Genomic DNA, 17,835 nt, shown 5'->3' on the forward strand with positions numbered 1-17,835 from the left:
TGAAAAATTATCAGCCAGACAGTCCTTTTTGTCTAATGGAAAATTACTCATCATACAGCTTCGCGTACAGCATCTCACACAGCGAATCTGCGTAGGCCTGGTCCGGAATATCGCGGCCGGTGATCAGGAAATCCTGGATCAGCTCGAAGCGCTTGAGACTCAGCTCTTCACCGGAAAGATCCGGATCTTCCATCAAGAGCTGCTCATCGAGTTCTTTTGCGGAATAATTCTTTAAGAACCAGTCGATGATCTCCTGAGTCTCCCGTTTTTCGTCGTCGGCTTCCACTTTTAACTCGGCGGCGCGTTTCCTTGAGGAGACGGCGACGACAAGGCTGGCGACGGCGAGAATGACAAGTGCCCCCTCAAAGATGTATTTCTGGAATCCCTCCATCGGGAGATGGAAGACGCCGAGAAGGCAGAGCGCTGCTCCCACGGCGAGAACCCCGCCGACCAGGAAAAATGCGGATGCGGAGGAGCTCATGTCCTCGTAGCGCTGTCCTTTATCGACGTAGGCATGGACGATCTCGTCAGCCGGCTTCTTTTTGGCGGAAGAGATTTCGTCGGGATCCGCGTCTTCTGTTTTGGCCATCTCACCGGAGAACGGATCCATCTCCTGCGCCATGACGGCAAGCTGTTCTTCTTTTTCTTTCTGTTTCATCGCGTCAGCGACTTCTTTTGATTCCACGAGAGGACCGCCGCAGTCGCTGCAGATCTTGATCCCCTCAACAAATTCCATATCACATTTCGGACAATAAGGCATAACCTTTCCCTCCAGAATTTAAAATAAAGTGCCAAACATGCAAGCATGTTTTTCACTCACTTACTGCTCAAACATATTACGGCTCGCACTTCGTGCTAAGCGCCGCTGCGCAGCTGCCGTAATCGGCTTCGCCGCTCGTGCCAAACATGCAAGCATGTTTTTCACTCACTTACTGCTCAGCATATCATATTTTTGAATATTCGTCCACAGTTTGGGTAGTTTTGGACTTCCATTTATATAGGAAATCGGTTAAAATAAGAAGAAGGTCTGTCTGCGTGGAAGAAAAGAAAAAACGCAGCGGGACAGGGTTACTTTTCAAAGGTAGGAATTTTCTGAATGGAAAAATCCGTATGATATAGTAACGGGCGAAGAGAAACAGAAAGGGGAAATTTTGTATGAAGATCGCAGTTGTTACAGACAGCAACAGCGGGATCACCCAGGCACAGGCAAAAGAGATGGGGATCACGGTCCTGCCGATGCCGTTTATGATAGATGGAGAAACGTATTATGAGGATATTACACTGACCCAGGAGCAGTTTTATCAGAGGCTGAAGGACAATTCCGATATCTCGACCTCACAGCCGACACCGGACTCCATCATGAAACTGTGGGATGAACTGTTAAAAGAGTATGATCAGATCGTCCACATCCCGATGTCCGCCGGACTTTCCGGATCCTGCGCGACTGCAATGATGCTGGCGGGAGAGGACGAGTACGAGGGAAAGGCATTTGTCGTTGATAATCACCGGATCTCCGTGACCCAGTATCAGTCCGTGAAGGACGCGATGATGCTGGCAGATATGGGAATGGACGGCGCACAGATCAAAAAGTGCCTGGAGGAGACAGCGGCTGATTCCGTGATCTTTGTTACGGTGGACACCCTGAAATATCTGAAAAAAGGCGGACGCATCACACCGGCGGCCGCGGCTCTCGGCACACTTTTAAGGATCAAGCCGGTCCTGATTATCCTGGGAGAAAAGCTGGATTCCTTTGCAAAGGCCCGCACGATGAAGCAGGCGAAGACACTGATGATGAATGCGATCCAGAAAGAGCTGGATGAGAGACTTCATGACAGTGAGTGCAAAGACTGCCACCTTGCGATCGCCCATTCGGACAACGAGGAGGCGGCTCTGGAGTTTAAGAAGGAAGTGGAAGAGCAATTCCCGGACGCAGATATCTATCTGGCACCGCTTTCCCTGAGCATTGCCTGCCATATCGGACCGGGCAGCCTTGCGCTGACGGCAACAAGAAAGATGGAAGAGGAACATGAGAAAAATTAGGGAACGGATCCGGGAGATCTACCGGAAACATACGCCGAGCGTCAAACTTCCTCTGATCATCCTGACTGTTTTATTCTGTATGATCCCGCTCCTCGTGGAGAGCCGGATTCTCGCCCGCTCCTCGCGGCAGGAGCAGGTGGAGCGCAGAATCATCGATGTCCAGAACCAGTGTCAGATCCTGAGCAATAAGATGTCGAGAAGCGGATATCTCACAAACTCCGCGCTGGATAATGCGGCCATCGACACAGAATTATCGCTCCTGTCGGATATCTTCAGCGGGCGGATCCTGATCGTAAATTCCGGCTTTAAGATCGTTGAGGATACGTTCGCGATCTCTGACGGAAAGACGCTGATCTCGGACGAGGTGATCCGGTGTTTCCAGGGAGAGAACACGAGCCGGTACGACAGTCTGAAACATTACTTCGTCCTGGCGATCCCGATCCCGGAATTTGAGCAGGAGACGGGAACGATCACGACGGGAAAGACAGCCGGAGTGATGATCGTTACCGCGTCCACGGAGAGCATGTACAGCCTGGAGGAGAGCCTGAAAGATAAGGCATCCCTGTACGAGATGATGATCTTCGTCATCGTACTGATCGTGACAATCCTGTCAGTTCACCTGATCATGAAGCCGTTCGGAACGCTGATCGCGTCGATCCGGCGCGCGGGTGACGGAAATCTGGATGAGGATGTCAACGAGGAAGCATACCGGGAGACGAAGCAGATCTCCGGGACGATCAATAAGACGCTGGAGAAGCTAAAGGCTGTGGATCAGTCGAGGCAGGAATTTGTTTCCAATGTCTCCCATGAGCTCAAGACCCCGATCACGTCGATCCGTGTCCTGGCGGATTCCCTGATGGGAATGGAGGACGCGCCGAAGGAGCTTTACCAGGAATTTATGCATGATATTTCGGACGAAATCGACCGGGAGAGCAAGATCATCGATGATCTTCTGACTCTTGTGCGGATGGACAAGGCATCCTCGGAGCTTTCCTGCACGCAGGTCCAGATCAACGGACTGATCGAGATGGTCTTAAAGCGCCTGCGCCCGATCGCCAGAAAACGGAACATTGAGCTGATCTTTGAGAGTAAGCGCGATGTCACGGCCGATATCGATGAGGTGAAGTTCTCACTGGCGATAAACAATCTTGTGGAGAATGCGGTCAAGTATAACAAAGAAGATGGCTGGGTCCGGGTAACGCTGGATGCTGACCATAAGTTCTTCTATCTGAAAGTGGCAGATTCCGGGATCGGGATCCCTGCGGAATTTAAGGAAAGAGTTTTTGAGCGTTTTTACCGCGTGGACAAGGCGCGGTCCCGGGAGACCGGAGGTACCGGCCTCGGACTCGCGATCACGAGAAGCGTGGTCCTGATGCATCACGGCGCGATCCGGGTGGACAGCGTCGAGGGAGAGGGAAGCACCTTCATGGTGCGGATCCCGCTCATCTATATTCCGTAGGAGGGAAAAATGAAGAAATTGTTGAAGATTCGGGCATTTTTTCTCCTCTTCGCACTTCTGTTTGCTTTGAGCGGCTGTACAGGGGAAAAAGCTGTGGAGCAGAGCGGAAATGCCTATACGATCTACTATTTAAACGCATCCGGGATCCAGCTTGTCGGGAGTGAGTACCGGACGGAAACGGCGGATACAGACGCGCTGGTGCGGGAGCTGCTCGATAAGATGGGAAATGTTCCGGCGGATCTCGATTGTCAGAGAGCACTGCCGGAGCGGATCGAAAAGATCACCTATCGGATCGAAGGAAATGTTCTGTACCTGTACGCGGATGCCAATTATGCGCTGATGAATTCCGTGCAGGAGATCCTGTGCCGGGCGGCTCTCACAAAGACGCTGACCCAGATCCCGGGGATCGAGTATCTGAGCATCTACTGTGCAGAGCAGCCGATCACGGATGCAGCCGGAAACCCGGTCGGGATGTTGTCGGCGTCAGATTTCGTGGACAGTATCCGGGATGTCAACTCCTTCGAGCGGACCGAGCTGACGCTGTATTTTGCCAACGAGACAGGGGATCAGCTGGTGGAAGAAAAACGGGAAGTCATGCAAAACAGCAATACTTCTCTGGAACGTCTGATCGTGGAGCAGCTGATCGAGGGACCGCAGGAGCTCGGCCATTACGCGACGATCCCGTCGGATGTAAAGCTTTTGAATGTGTCCGTCAACGATTCCGTCTGCTCGATCAACTTTAATGCGGCGTTCCTGAACAGCAGTCTGGATGTGGCGGCATACATTCCGATCTATTCCATCGTGGATTCCCTCGCGGAACTTTCCACGGTGAGCCGTGTGCAGATCCGGATCAACGGGTCCCAAGACGATGTGTTCCGGGACCAGATCCCGTTGAGCACGGTGTTTGAACGAAACTACGATTATATCGCAGGAGGAAAAAACGATTAAAAGACCTTTGCTGTGTGTGACAGGGGGATTGGTACTTGGAGAGGCACTGAACCTGTGGATCCCGGCAGAGCAGATCATTTTTGGACTGGCAGTCTGGCTGCTCTTTTTGGTGTGCGCATTTGCGCGCCGGAAGAGCAGATACAGGCTGCCAGTCCTTCTTTTTATGGCGGGACTGGCTGTGGGGAGTCTCAGGATGGAGGCGGAACAGGCGGCATTTTTGCGGGAAGAGGGATTTTTTCTGGAGGAACAGGAGGATGGAGTGGTTTTAAACGGGACCGTCCGGTCGGTGAAGGAGAAGGACGGGACGCTGGAGGTTGTTCTCGGGGACTGTACCTCGGAAGAGGAAAACGGCGGACTGGTGGAGAGATTCCGGAGAGTTTTATGTTACCTTGAGATCGTGGAAGCAGAAACAAATGAAAGTGTGGGATGGAATTCAGAGTCACTTTCTGCAGGAAAAAGGATCCGTGTCTTTGGAGAGGGAAAGGCTGCGGATCCGGCGAGAAATCCGGGCGGGTTCGATTACCGTCTGTACTGCAGGTCCCGGGGGATCTCCGGGATCGTCTACGCGGATGGATATGCGGTGACCGGAGGAAAAACACGGATCATCGCCGATCGCCTGTACCGGATCCGCCGATCTCTTTCGGAACGCTTAAAGACGATTGCACTCCCGGAGGATGCCGGGATCCTGTCGGCGGTCCTGTTCGGGGAGAAAGAGGATCTGGACAGTGCCGTCTATGAACTTTACCGGAAAAACGGGATTTCCCACCTTCTGGCGATCAGCGGACTTCATGTATCCATCATCGGACTCGGAATCTGGAAAATATTCCGGAAAGGCGGGGCAGGATTCTGGTTTGCGGGAGTGGGTGCAGGCGGCTTTCTCTGCGTCTACGGGATGATGGTGGGCTCCGGTGCCTCTGTGGTACGGGCGGTCTCGATGGCGCTGCTCTCCTTTCTGGCGGCGGCTGTTGGGAGGACTTACGATCTTCCGACGGCGATGTGCATTCCGGCTGTGGGACTCCTGCTCGCTCATCCTTTTCTTTTGACGCAGGCCTCATTTCAGCTCTCTTTTCTCGCTGTCACATCGTTAGTCTACCCGGGACGATTGTTTTCGGTTCGCGGGGAAAAGATTTTTGCGGGGGAACGGTCTTCTGCGGCGGCGTCCGCCTTTTTTACAAGTCTTTCACTCCAGATGGTGACGGCACCCGTCATTCTCTGGCATTCTTTTGGAATCCCGCTCTACGGGGTGTTCTTAAATCTTATCGTGATCCCGCTGATGACGTATGTGGTCATATCGGAATTTCTTGGACTTGGTCTGTCCTTTTTATCAATATCGGTGGGGAGCGCCATGCTCGGAGGCGCACATTATATTTTGCGTTTTTATGAATTCGTCTGCAGCAGCACCGGAAAGCTTCCGGGGGCGGAGCTCGTTTTTGGGCAGCCGGAGGTGTGGAAGATCGGTTTTTATTACGGATGTCTGATCCTGGGAGCGGTTATCTATGAGCGGGGAGAGAAAACCTGGGAAAAATTTGGGAAAATGATGGCAGAAAACGGTTGGGAAAGAGGAGAAAAAGACAGAGGAAAGATTGGAAAAAAAGATGTAGAAATGGCGGACGGACAAAAAACAGAAAATTCAGAAAAAAACATGATCAGAAAGAGAGTCTGTAAATCAGTCAGACAATTGGAACATCAGAGAAAATGCAGAATGCAGTTCGATAAAAGGAAGCGCCTGTTCGGTCTTACTGTCTGCTGGCTCGCCGCATTCTGTTTCCTTCTCCCATCCCGCCCCGCAGGTCTTTCCGTCACATTCCTCGACGTCGGGCAGGGTGACGGGATCGTTCTGCGTTCATCCGACAAAGCAGTCCTTGTGGACTGCGGCAGCAGCCAGCAGAAGACGGTAGGGGAGAAGACGCTGGTCCCGTATCTCAAGAGTCAGGGTGTGGCGCACCTGGATCTTGCCGTCATGACCCATGGAGACCAGGACCACATCAACGGGATCCGGTATCTTTTAGAACACCCGGAATCGGGGATCATGGTGGGCGGTCTTATGATGCCGGAAGCAGGAACAGATGAGATCTACGGGACGATGGCGGAGCTGGCAAAAAAGCAGGGGATTCCTGTGTTTTATGCCGAACGCGGCGATATATGGAAAGATTTTCCGGGAAAAGGAATGAAGCTGGAATGCCTGTCCCCGGACGGGGAGAGGGAATTCGCAGACCGGAATGAGGAATCCCTGGTATTTCGCCTGACGCTTAAACGGTTTTCGCTGCTTCTCACGGGAGATATGGAAGAAAGCGGGGAGAAAATACTTCTGGATTCCGGGATCCTGACTCCTGTGACGGTCTTAAAAGCCGGTCACCATGGTTCTGCGACATCCTCAGGGGAAAGGTTTATAGAAACCCTGTCCCCGTCGATCACAGTGCTCTCCTATGGAAGAAAGAACCGCTACGGCCATCCGGCACCGGAAGTGAAGGAACGACTGAAAGAAGCCGGTTCTGAGATCCTCGAGACCGGAAAATCCGGCGCCGTCATGATCCGGACGGATGGAAAGAAGATCCGGGTGCGGACGATGATCCGGGAGAAATGATAAGCCGGCCGCGACGATAAGCCGGCCGCGGCGGGAGCAAAGACGCTGCAGGGAATCCATGTGAAGAGGAACCAAGGTGCGGCTTATACGAAAAGAAATTACATAAGTCACATATGTCCGATTGACCGTATGATGGATCATGGATGTATTTAACTTGAAAAAAGCTCACTGTCTTCTTGTCATTTCAGGGATGAGACCGAGTTAAAAAGGTAATTCGTAACTTATATCGAAATCATGACGTTCCTTGACACAAAATGACAGGACTTTACATCCGCAAAAAAGATTTTGGTTTTCGCTTACCGAAATTTTACAAAGTAATCCTTTTGAATTTTACATCCTGTTTCTATAATTCTGTTTGTCTGGAGGAAAGAAACAGAATGAAAGGATTTTATTTTTCATCGACGCTCATGTGGGACGCCGATGCAGAGACGCTCATGAGGACAGCGGCAGAGAATGGCTTTGACGGGATCGAATTGTGGGCGCAGCATGCGGAGACGAAAAAGCTGGATCTGGAAACGATCCGCAGGCTGAAAAAAGAGCTGGGCCTGAACATCGTAGTCCACGCAAAGAGCTGGGATCTGAACTACGCGGCATTAAACGATGCGGTCCGGAGGGCATCCGTGGAGGAGATCAAGTCATCGGTGGATATGGCTGTGGAGCTTGGAGCTGACGAGGTGACGGTCCATCCGCCGAGATACACATTAAAAGAGGACGAGGCGGCCAGAGAACGGGCCTACGAAAGCATCCGGGAATTTTACGGATACGCGAAGGAGCGGGGCGTGGATATCTCCATGGAGATCATGGAACACATTCCGAAGGAGATGGCGACGACGCCGGACGGCATGTTCGGGATCGTGAGGGATTTGAGAGGAAAGCTGACCTACACGATCGATCTGGCACACAGCCTGACGGAGGAGGAATTTTTCGAGAACATCCGTATCATGGGACGCGTCTCAAAGGTTCATCTGACAAACAAGAAAGGCACAAAACTTCACACGCCGATCCCGGACGGTGATTTTGATTTTGAGGAGATCTACCCGAGACTTCTGGCATATGGCTTTCCGATGGTCATCGAGGGCTATGAGGAGGGAGATCATTACGAAGCGCTTACAGAAAACATTCAATATATGCAAACACTGAAGGAGAAAAGAAATGAAGAAATTAAACGTACTTTTAACAACAGCGGCTATCCTGGCACTTACAGGCTGCAGTTCCAACAGTAAACCGGCGGAGACAACGGCTGCACAGACAACAGCGGCAGCGACAACGGCAGCAGAAACAACGGCGGCGGAGACAACTGCAGCAGAGAAGAAGGACGCATCAGGAACCCTGACCGTCTACACCTCCCAGCCGGAGGCAGACATCCAGGCGCTGGTGGAAGAGTACAATAAATCCTGCCCGGATGTAAAGGTTGAGATCTTCAGAAGCGGAACTGAGGAAGTTGTCAGCAAGGTCCTCGCAGAGAAAGAGGCCGGTTCCGTTCTCGCAGATGTCCTTCTCGTATCCGATGCGGCGACGTTCGAGTCCTTAAAGGCGAAAGACATCCTGATGAGATATGAGTCCCCGGAACTCTCCGAGATCGATCCGAGCTTCTATGACGCGGATCACACCTACACAGGAACAAAGATCATCAGCACCGGTATCGCGGTCAATACCGATGTGATCTCCAACATTCCGGAGTCTTTAGCGGACCTCACAAAGGCAGAGTACAAGGACGAGCTGATCATGCCGAGCCCGCTTTATTCCGGAGCAGCTGCATATAACCTCGGAGTCATCACGAGAACAGACGGTCTTGGATGGGAGTTCTATCAGGGCTTAAAGGACAACGGCGTGAAGGTCGACAAGGGCAACGGAGCTGTCCAGAAGGCAGTTGTTGCAGGAGAGAATGGTCTCGGTCTTCTCGTAGACTACATGGCGATCCGCTCCAAAAATGACGGAGCTCCGATCGAATTCGTGTACCCGTCCGAAGGTTCCCTCTGTGTCACAGAGCCGATCGGTATCGTTGCCGGAACAAAGAACGAGGCTGCAGCTGAATCCTTCGTAGACTTTATCCTCTCCGAGGACGGCCAGAAAGCGACAGCCGAGATCGGTTACACCCCGATCAGAAAAGGAGTTGCGGCTCCGGAGGGCTTAAAGAGCGCAGATGAGATCACAAACCTGACTTACGATCTTCCGACTCTGGTCGAGACAAGAGATTCCGACAAGGAAGCATTCTCCAAGATGTTTGAATAATCAGAAAAATAATGGCTCGGCAAGTCTGCTCATCCGGTCCATCAGAGTGACATGGACGAACCGCTATTTGTACACAATAAGAGGAAAAATCATGAAATCCAGTAATATTAAAACAATTGCAGGCCGGATCCTCTTTTTCCTCGCAGTATGCTTCATATTTATTATGCCGATTTTAAGCCTCCTTCGGATGAGTCTGACGACCGACGGAGGCTTTGGTCTGCAAAACTATGTGGACATGCTGCATGAGGAGAGGACGGCAAAAGCGATCCGGAACACGCTGATCATATCGGTATCTTCGACGGCGATCGCGGTGGCGGCGGGAAGTTTCTTCGCATTCTTAAACGCCTACACGAATGTGAAGAGGAAAAAGCTCCTGGAGCTCCTCGTCCTTGCCCCGTACATCATCCCTTCCTACATCATCACCTTGTCCTGGAGCAGTCTGCTCCTGAAACGCGGGTTTGTGAACACGACATTGAAAAATATCGGACTTCCGGTCATCGATATCTACACGCTTCCGGGGATCATCCTTGTGATGGGGATCTGCAACATCCCGGTCGTCTATCTCCTTGTAGTGGGAATGCTCAGAAAGATCCCGCGCGACATGGAGTGGGCAGGGCGGACTTCCGGCTATACGCCTTTTCAGACGATCCGGAAGATCACCATGGTCCAGGCGATGCCGGCGATCGCGGGCGGCGGCATGCTGGCGTTTCTTGCATCCATCGACAATTTCAGCATCCCGGCATTCTTAGGGATCTCCTCCGGAATTCCGGTGCTCAGCACTTACATTTATGAGAAAGCGATCAGCTTCGGACCGGATTCCTTCCATAAAGCGGCATCCCTCTCCGTGATCCTCTCGTTCATTGCGATCGGCGGCACCCTGATCCAGGGAAAGCTGATCCGGAAGAATTCAAACCTGGAGAGCGTGAAGGAAGATACTTCCGTCCGCTATGAGCTTCCGACGAAGTGGAGACGGATCCTCGAGTGGGGAAGCCTCGGAGTCCTGGCGGGATTTACGGTGGTTCCTGTGATTTCCATGATCATGAGCGCTTTTTTAAAGAATTACGGCACGAAATTCCGCCCGGAGAACCTGTCGCTCAAGAACTTCCAGTTCGTATTTACGAATGCAGGAGTCCGTCAGGCAGTGTTCAACAGCATCCTGCTTGCCATTGTCACCTGTATCATCTGTATCATCGCAGGTACGGCGACTGCGTACCTCAAGGTGCGGAAACACTCGAAGGCGGCCATGATGTTTGAGTCCGCGGCCTCACTGACATATGCGCTTCCGGGAATCGTCCTGGCACTCGCCATGATCTTCCACTGGACCATCGTTCCCGGTGTCTACGGAACCGTAAAGATTCTGATGATCGCCTATGCGACAAGATACGTGGTCTTACAGATCAAGGGAAGTACGACGGCGATGCTCTCCGTGGAACCAGCGCTCGAGGAGGCGGGAAGAGTGTTCGGAGCCGGAAAAGTGACGATCTGGAGAAAGATCATGATCCCGGTCATGGCGAAGCAGATCCTCTCGAGTTCCTTCCTGATCTTTGTCTCATCGCTGACGGAGCTGACGCTGTCGTCCATGCTCGCGAGTGCCGGGACAAAGACGATCGGTCTTACGATCTTCAACCTGCAGCAGGGCGGAGATTACAGTCTGTCCGCGGCAATGTCCGCAGTGATCGTGTTCATCGTATTCTTTGTGTACAGCCTGGTGGCTCTCGTAAAGAAGAAGGATGAGGAGGACGCAAAGCGCCCGAAGGTACAGGAGGGCAGTGCGGAAGAAGTCGGAGACCATGCGGTCGGACAGGGAGCGTAAGGAAACAAGAACGAGGAGAAATGAGAATAAAATGAGCCTTAAAATTGATCATATTACTAAAAAATTCGGAAATTTCACAGCATTAGATGATATTTCCCTGGAGATCCGTGACGGAGAATTTCTGGCGATCCTGGGGCCGTCCGGATGCGGAAAGACAACACTTCTCCGGATCATCGGCGGATTTGAGGCGCCGACCGAGGGGAGCATCCTGAAGGACGGGGAGATCTTTTCTTCCCAGAATGAAAATGTTCCTGTGGAGAAGAGAAATCTCGGAATGGTATTCCAGTCGTTTGCTCTCTGGCCGCACATGACCGTGCGGGAGCATGTGGAGTTTCCGTTAAACAGTAAGCGCTGTACCATGACGGAGGACGAAAAACGGAAAGCCGTGGACCAGGCGATCGAGGCGGTGGGACTTTCCACGATGGAAAAGCGGTATCCGGGGGAGCTCTCAGGCGGACAGAAACAGCGCGTCTCCCTGGCGCGCGCCATTGTCGCGAAGCCGTCGATCCTTCTGATGGATGAGCCGCTCAGCGCTCTTGACGCGGAGTTAAAGATCAGCATGCGCCGGGAGATCCAGAACATTCACAAGCTCACGGGGGCAACGATCATCTATGTGACGCACGATCAGAGTGAGGCGCTCGCCATGGCGGACCGGATCCTGATCATGAAGAGCGGAAAGATCGAGCAGCTTGACACGCCGGAGCAGGTTTACTGCAATCCGCAGACGGAATTTGCGGCGACGTTTGTCAGCAAATGCAATCTCGTGAAGGGAAAGTGGCTCGGAAACATGTTCAAGGTGGAGAACCAGGACGTTGTCTTCGAGACAGAACCGGCGGCGAAGGAATTTCTTGTCAAGGGACTCTGTCCGGTGCGCCCGGAGGAGTTCGAGATCAGCCGTGACGGAAACGGGATCCGCGGGGATATCGTGAACCGACAGTACAACGGCCGTGAGATCCACTACGCGGTCCGGACAACGGATGCGGTCTATAACGTCTACACCGGACAGGGACAGCTCTACAACGAAGGCGAGACGATCTATTTAAGAAAGAAGGCAGGCTGATATGGAACTGAGAGCACTGATGGATCTGCACACGCACACGCTGGCCAGCGGACATGCGTACAGTACGCTGAAGGAGAACCTGGAAGAGGCGAAAAAGATGGGGCTTGAGGTCCTTGGAACGAGTGAGCACGCGCGGATGATGCCGGGAACGGCACCGCTCATCTATTTCCAAAATTTTAAGGTGATTCCGAAGGAGGTGGATGGGGTCCGCCTGGTGAACGGGATCGAGGCGAATATTTTTGATGAACACGGCTCAATCGATGTGGAAGAGCCGATCCTCTCAAAGATGGATTACATCATTGCAAGTCTTCATACACCGTGTATCGCAAATCTTGGGATCGTGAAGAATACGGCGGCGCTCGTGGGCGCTGCCGAGAACCTGAATGTGACGGTCATCGGTCATCCGGATGATGACCGGTATCCGATCGATCCGGATGAGGTTGCGGCTGCAGCTGCGGAAAACCATACGGCCATCGAGCTCAACAACGGGTCGTTAAATCCGCTTTCGACGAGGATCAACGGACCGAAAAATATCAGGAAGGTCCTGGAGGCATGCAAAAAGTATCACACCATGGTGCTCATGGGGACAGACAGCCATATCTGCTATGAGATCGGACATTTTGAGGATTCGATGGTGCTGTTAGAGGAACTTGATTTTCCGGCGGAGCAGGTGATCAATTTCGATGTGGACAGGCTGGGGTATGTGCTGAGAAAGCATTGAGAACAGGTTGGGAATAGAGCAACGAAAAAGGGCGATCATATTGTAACAATATGGTCGCTTTTCGTATATCAAGCGACAGGGGCCAGTGACAGGGGAAAAGGCGCAGCTTGACCGGCAGTGGCATCTCTGATAGAATGGATGGCAGAAAATGATCAAATGTACAGTTCACGGAGGCGGTTATGCAGACATTAAACCAGGATATCAAAGAGAAAACATTTAAGCGGGTCTATCTGCTGTTTGGGGATGAACCGTTTCTTGTGAACAGTTATAAAAAGCGTCTCCGGGAGGCGATTGCCGGGGATGACACGATGAATTACAACTATTTTGAGGGCAAGGGGCCGGACGTGAAGGAGATCATAAGTCTCGCGGACACCATGCCTTTTTTTGCTGAGCGGCGGCTTGTGATGGTCGACGGCAGCGGATTTTTCAAGAACAGTGCGCCGGAGGAGCTTGTGAATTATATCGCGGAGATCCCGGAATCGACCTGCATGGTCTTTGTGGAGAGCGAGGTCGATAAGAGGAACAAGCTTTATAAGAAGGTCAAGGACAATGGATATGCGGCAGAGTTAAAGAAGCAGGATGCGGATCAGCTCATGCGCTGGGCGGCGGGGATCCTCGCAAAGGACGGGAAGAAGATCACTCGCCAGGTCATGGAGTATTTTATGGAGCGGACCGGGGATGATATGGAGAATATCCGGATGGAGCTGGAGAAGCTGATCTGCTACACGATGGGGCGCGAGGTGATCACGAAGGAGGACGTCGAGGCGGTCGGGACGGTTCATGTCACGAACCGGATCTTTGAGATGGTGACGGCGATCGTCGCGGGGAATACGAGGAAGGCAATGGATCTCTATGAGGATCTTCTGACTTTGAAGGAGCCGCCGATGAGGATCATGTTTCTGATCGCGAAGCAGTTTAACCAGCTTCTGCAGGTGAAGGAGCTTGCGGGGAAGGGCGCCCAGAAGGGGGAGATCGCTTCGAAGGTGAAGGTGCCGCCGTTTGTGGCGGGGAAGCTGATCGCGCAGGCGAGGGCGTTTTCGCGGGAGCAGATCCTTTCTTATGTGGAGTTTTGCGTGGAATCGGAGGAAGCGGTGAAGACGGGGAGGTTGTCGGATCGGTTGGCGGTGGAGTTGTTGATCGCTAGGAAGTACCGGTAGGTATGGCGGAAAGTTAGCTTTAGAAACTTGGCGAAAGGTACGCGCCGGCCTGCCTTCAGACTCAGGCGCGAGTGGATTCCGGGGGCGGTTCCTCTAGGTTTGCGAAAAAATGCTAAGGGCGGAGAACAGAGGGCACAACTCGCTGCGCTCAGACAAGTGCCCTCTGTTCTCCAACGCATTTTCCCGCGAGCCAAGAGGAAGCCAAAGCCCCCGGAATCAGGCGCCTGAGTCTGAAGCCATACCTGCGCTGTGTAGTGGCGGGAGTGAAAAAAAGAACCGCCGGTTCCGACACACCCTCGGAATCAGCGGTTCTTTTTTATTTATGCGTAATAATCCAGTTCGATGATAATTAAGCCATTGCGCTTACAGCTTTAGCCAAACGGGATACTTTTCTGGAAGCGGTATTCTTGTGATATACGCCCTTGGAAGTAGCCTTGTCGATCTCGCTTGTAGCAGCAAGAAGTGCAGCCTGTGCAGCAGCCTTGTCGCCAGCAGTAATTGCAGCTTCTACCTTCTTAACGAAAGTTTTCACTTTGGATCTGATTGCTTTGTTTCTAGCAGCTCTTGTCTCTGCTACTACGATTCTTTTCTTTGCAGATTTGATGTTAGCCAATCTGTACACCTCCATATTATTTTAAAAATTATCTCTGTTTGTTTTGCATCAAAGCCTGGACACGGACAGTTCAATGTAAACATACTATTACATTCTAGCGAATATTTCCCAGGATGTCAATACATAAATTGCTTTTTTCGAGAGAAAAATAAGAGAGTCTGGTTACTTTTCTTTGGTAGGAATTTTCAGAACTGAAAATTCCGTATGATACAGTGGAGACCGCGGATTTTGCCGATTTGGAATGCGAAGCATCGGCAAAATCGAGTTATAGTGCGCGGGCACTATAACTGAGTCTGGTTACTTTTCGTGGGTAGGAAGGAGAAGATGCTATGAGGCAGGCGGATGTTGATTTTGTGGTGCGGACGGATCTGGCGATCGAGGAGAGGGAGCGGGTCTGGGAGAGCGGGAGTGAGATCGCGGGGGTCCGGATGCGGGAGTGGGAAGCGGCGGACGCAGGGATCCGGGTGACGGAGGTCTTGGTGTGTGATGAGAGAGGGGAAGAGGCGCTCGGAAAGCCGGTCGGTGTGTATCTGACGCTGGATGCGCCGTCGCTTGCGAAGAAGGACGAGGATTACCACAGGGAGGTCTCGGAGGAGTTATCGGGGCTTTTGCGGGGGATGTTTGTGGATCATGGGCTTGAGGCGGAGCGGATGGAGCGGCCGGTGAGGACGCTGGTCGTGGGGCTTGGAAATCCGGAGGCGACGCCGGATGCGCTGGGACCGAAGGTGCTGGAGCATCTCCAGGCGACGCGGCATCTGGCGATGGAGTACGGGACGGATTTTTGCTGGAAGCATGGATATCCGATCCTGAGTGGGATCACACCGGGAGTCATGGCGCAGACGGGGATGGAGACGGCGGAGATCGTAAAGGGGATCGTGCGGGAGACAGAGCCGGATGCCGTTATCGTTGTGGATGCGCTGGCGGCCAGGAGTGCGGGGAGACTCGGAGTCACGGTGCAGCTTGCCGATACGGGGATCCGACCGGGATCCGGGGTCGGAAATCACCGGAGCGGGCTGACGGAGGAGACGCTGGGGATCCCGGTCTTTGCGATTGGGATTCCGATGGTTGTCGGGGCGGCGGCGATCGTGTACGACACGGTCGGGGCGATGACGGAGATGCTGAGAGAGCGGGTGGAATGCGGATCCGGTGATGAGGAGAAAGGAACAAAGAAAGAAAAAACGAAGAAAGAAGCAATCAAGACCGAAGAAACAGAGGAAGATAAGGAAACGCGAAAAAACGGTGGAAAATGGACGAAGGAAGAGCCCCGGAGAAGAGAGGAAAAGCGGATGATACCGGAAATGCTCCGGGTTGAGGAGGCTTTTGAACTCGTCAAGGAACTTTTAAAACCGGATCTTGGCCCCATGTATGTGACTCCGCACGATATTGATGAGCGGGTGGATTTTCTGAGCTATACGATATCGGAGGCAATCCATGGGGCGCTGTTTTACAATAAATGAAAAAGGGTAACTGTTCAGCAGATCTGTGCACTTGCTGCGCTGAACATAATAAATCTGCCATGCATCCGAAGGGAAACTCCAGGGGAACTTTCTGTAGGCGTGTAATGAACAGTTACGAAAAATGATTCCGTTACAGGAGCTGATGGAAAGTGTGTGCGAAATTTATCCGAAATGAGATAAGAAAAATCCAGTGAAGAAAATGCGATTTCTTCAGCAGCGATAGCGTGATGTACTCGAAAAAAGCAGCAGACTTGATTGGTATCCGGCGATCGGGCGTAAAGGTACTGAATCACCGCTCTTGCACATAAAATGTAAGGAAACGGCGGGCCGGGCGGTAAGGATGAGGCGGAGATGGTACTATTTTAAGCGGATGCTTCAGGCGGACCGCCGGTTTGTCGTGCAGATGTTCGGGAATTTACTGGGAGTCCTCCGGTATGCCGGGCTGTGGATCGGGATCGCGGCGGTATGTGCGGCAGTTTTATATCTGGGGAGAAAAGTTTTTTCGGTTTCGCTGGGTAAATTTTATGAGGATCATGCGGTACAGATCGCTGACGATATTGTGCGGGGATTTCTTCCTGCGTGGAAAGAAGATGAAGGCGTATCGTTTTTCCGGGAAAGTCGGAAAAATGAAAACAGCGGGCTGAATGCGGAGTATGAAGAAATCTTCGGGATCGAAAATGAGAACGAGGCGATGCGGGCGGAATGGATCGCAGGCAGGGAGACTGGAGAGGAAGAATACAGGGACGAAAGCGGGAAAATGATACAGGAAAACGGGGACGAAAGCGGGCAAACAATACAGGAAGGCGGAAATGCGAACGAGAGAATAAAAGAGGGGATGAACGGAGGACTAGACGAAAGCAGTCTGTCAGAACAAACCGAAAGCGGGCAGCTTCATGAGGAAAGAGCTGCATCGGATGACAATCTCCTGGCATCCGGAATTTTCAACACCGGAAATTCCGGCATTATATTAGAAAAACTGAATGATTACGACTATCTGATGAAAAAATTCTATAATGTCCATCCGACCACGACGGCGAGCCGTGATCTGATGCAGGCAGAAACATTTCTGTCCACCGATCTTTCCATCGAAAAGAATGCGGACAGTCCGCAGATCCTGATCTACCACACCCACTCCCAGGAGACTTACGCGGATTATCCGGAAAATCCGGAGGCGGATGTGATCCATCTGGGAGAGGAGCTGGCGGTCCTTTTGCGGGAACGCGGTTACAACGTGTTTCATGATGAGAGTGTTTACGATTATCGGGACGGAAAGCTGGACCGGAGTGCGGCGTATACCTATGCACTTGATGGGATCACGGGACTTTTACAGAAATATCCGTCCATCGAAGTGGTTTTAGATATCCACAGGGACGGCGTTGCGGATGGGACGAGACTTGTGACGGAACTCGGCGGGAGCGAGACGGCAAAACTCATGTTTTTCAATGGGACGTCCATGAGCCCGGACGGACCGATCGAATATCTTCCGAATCCGAATCTCAGAGAAAACCTGGCATTCAGCTTCCAGATGCAGCTTCTGGCGGATGGAAAATATCCGGGACTGATGAGAAAGATCTATTTAAAAGGCCTCCGCTATAATGAGCATGTCCGGGCGCGCTCCGCCCTGATCGAGGTGGGCGCGCAGACAAACACATACGCGGAGGCGAAGGCGGCGATGGAGCCGCTTGCAGATATCCTGGATCTTGTGTTGGATCATGGACAGGGAGATTAAAAAATCCGAAGGCCAGGTGACT

Annotated in this window: 14 protein-coding genes; 12 read left to right on the top strand and 2 right to left on the bottom strand. The window is 52.3% G+C overall.

Annotation, left to right across the window (positions count from 1 at the left end; translation table 11 throughout):
- Window positions 1-43: 43 nt before the first annotated feature.
- The gene (locus GPK90_RS14930; protein ID WP_215703329.1) at window positions 44-760 is read right to left on the bottom strand and encodes a hypothetical protein; all 717 of its coding nucleotides are present in this window, start codon (window positions 758-760) and stop codon (window positions 44-46) included.
- 395 nt (window positions 761-1,155) lie between these two features.
- Here GPK90_RS14930 and GPK90_RS14935 point away from each other — a divergent pair, with 395 nt between their 5' ends.
- The 10 genes from GPK90_RS14935 to holA all read left to right on the top strand — a co-directional run bounded on the left by GPK90_RS14935 (window position 1,156) and on the right by holA (window position 14,014).
- A complete protein-coding gene (locus GPK90_RS14935; RefSeq protein ID WP_215703330.1) occupies window positions 1,156-2,040 on the top strand; it encodes a DegV family protein in 885 nt (294 codons plus the stop codon).
- On the top strand, window positions 2,027-3,499 hold the full coding sequence (locus GPK90_RS14940; RefSeq protein WP_182426776.1) for a sensor histidine kinase: 1,473 nt from the start codon (window positions 2,027-2,029) through the stop codon (window positions 3,497-3,499). Before GPK90_RS14935 ends, GPK90_RS14940 begins: the two co-directional genes overlap by 14 nt.
- A gap of 9 nt (window positions 3,500-3,508) precedes the next feature.
- The gene (locus tag GPK90_RS14945; RefSeq protein WP_118299017.1) at window positions 3,509-4,447 is read left to right on the top strand and encodes a GerMN domain-containing protein; all 939 of its coding nucleotides are present in this window, start codon (window positions 3,509-3,511) and stop codon (window positions 4,445-4,447) included.
- A 28-nt stretch (window positions 4,448-4,475) separates the two neighbouring features.
- Window positions 4,476-7,031, top strand: a complete 2,556-nt coding sequence (locus GPK90_RS14950) for a ComEC/Rec2 family competence protein (RefSeq protein WP_215703331.1) — start codon at window positions 4,476-4,478, stop codon at window positions 7,029-7,031.
- Window positions 7,032-7,408: 377 nt separating this feature from the next.
- Complete coding sequence (locus GPK90_RS14955) at window positions 7,409-8,254, top strand: sugar phosphate isomerase/epimerase family protein (RefSeq protein ID WP_182426778.1); 846 nt, start codon at window positions 7,409-7,411, stop codon at window positions 8,252-8,254.
- The gene (locus GPK90_RS14960) at window positions 8,184-9,263 is read left to right on the top strand and encodes an ABC transporter substrate-binding protein (protein ID WP_118530770.1); all 1,080 of its coding nucleotides are present in this window, start codon (window positions 8,184-8,186) and stop codon (window positions 9,261-9,263) included. Before GPK90_RS14955 ends, GPK90_RS14960 begins: the two co-directional genes overlap by 71 nt.
- Before the next feature lie 91 nt (window positions 9,264-9,354).
- A complete protein-coding gene (locus GPK90_RS14965) occupies window positions 9,355-11,076 on the top strand; it encodes an ABC transporter permease (protein WP_118530844.1) in 1,722 nt (573 codons plus the stop codon).
- 31 nt (window positions 11,077-11,107) lie between these two features.
- Window positions 11,108-12,136, top strand: coding sequence for an ABC transporter ATP-binding protein (locus GPK90_RS14970; protein WP_215703332.1), 1,029 nt, complete (start codon window positions 11,108-11,110; stop codon window positions 12,134-12,136).
- 1 nt (window position 12,137) lies between these two features.
- A complete protein-coding gene (locus GPK90_RS14975) occupies window positions 12,138-12,857 on the top strand; it encodes a phosphatase (RefSeq protein WP_252197495.1) in 720 nt (239 codons plus the stop codon).
- 179 nt (window positions 12,858-13,036) lie between these two features.
- Window positions 13,037-14,014 (top strand): DNA polymerase III subunit delta, encoded by a 978-nt coding sequence (gene holA, locus GPK90_RS14980; RefSeq protein ID WP_118515570.1) that lies wholly within the window; start codon window positions 13,037-13,039, stop codon window positions 14,012-14,014.
- A gap of 349 nt (window positions 14,015-14,363) precedes the next feature.
- On the opposite strand, the gene rpsT is transcribed toward holA, so the two are convergent.
- Window positions 14,364-14,627 carry a 30S ribosomal protein S20 gene (gene rpsT, locus GPK90_RS14985; RefSeq protein WP_021905348.1) on the bottom strand — a complete coding sequence of 88 codons (264 nt, stop codon included), beginning with the start codon at window positions 14,625-14,627 and terminating at the stop codon, window positions 14,364-14,366.
- Between the two features lie 329 nt (window positions 14,628-14,956).
- On the opposite strand from rpsT, the gene gpr reads away from it, so the two are divergent.
- On the top strand, window positions 14,957-16,084 hold the full coding sequence (gene gpr, locus GPK90_RS14990; RefSeq protein WP_118530776.1) for a GPR endopeptidase: 1,128 nt from the start codon (window positions 14,957-14,959) through the stop codon (window positions 16,082-16,084).
- Window positions 16,085-16,424: 340 nt separating this feature from the next.
- The gene (locus GPK90_RS14995) at window positions 16,425-17,813 is read left to right on the top strand and encodes a stage II sporulation protein P (RefSeq protein ID WP_252197497.1); all 1,389 of its coding nucleotides are present in this window, start codon (window positions 16,425-16,427) and stop codon (window positions 17,811-17,813) included.
- Window positions 17,814-17,835: the final 22 nt, after the last annotated feature.

This window comes from Clostridium sp. MCC344 (genome assembly GCF_018785365.1).
Taxonomy (GTDB): Bacteria; Bacillota; Clostridia; order Lachnospirales; family Lachnospiraceae; genus Pilosibacter.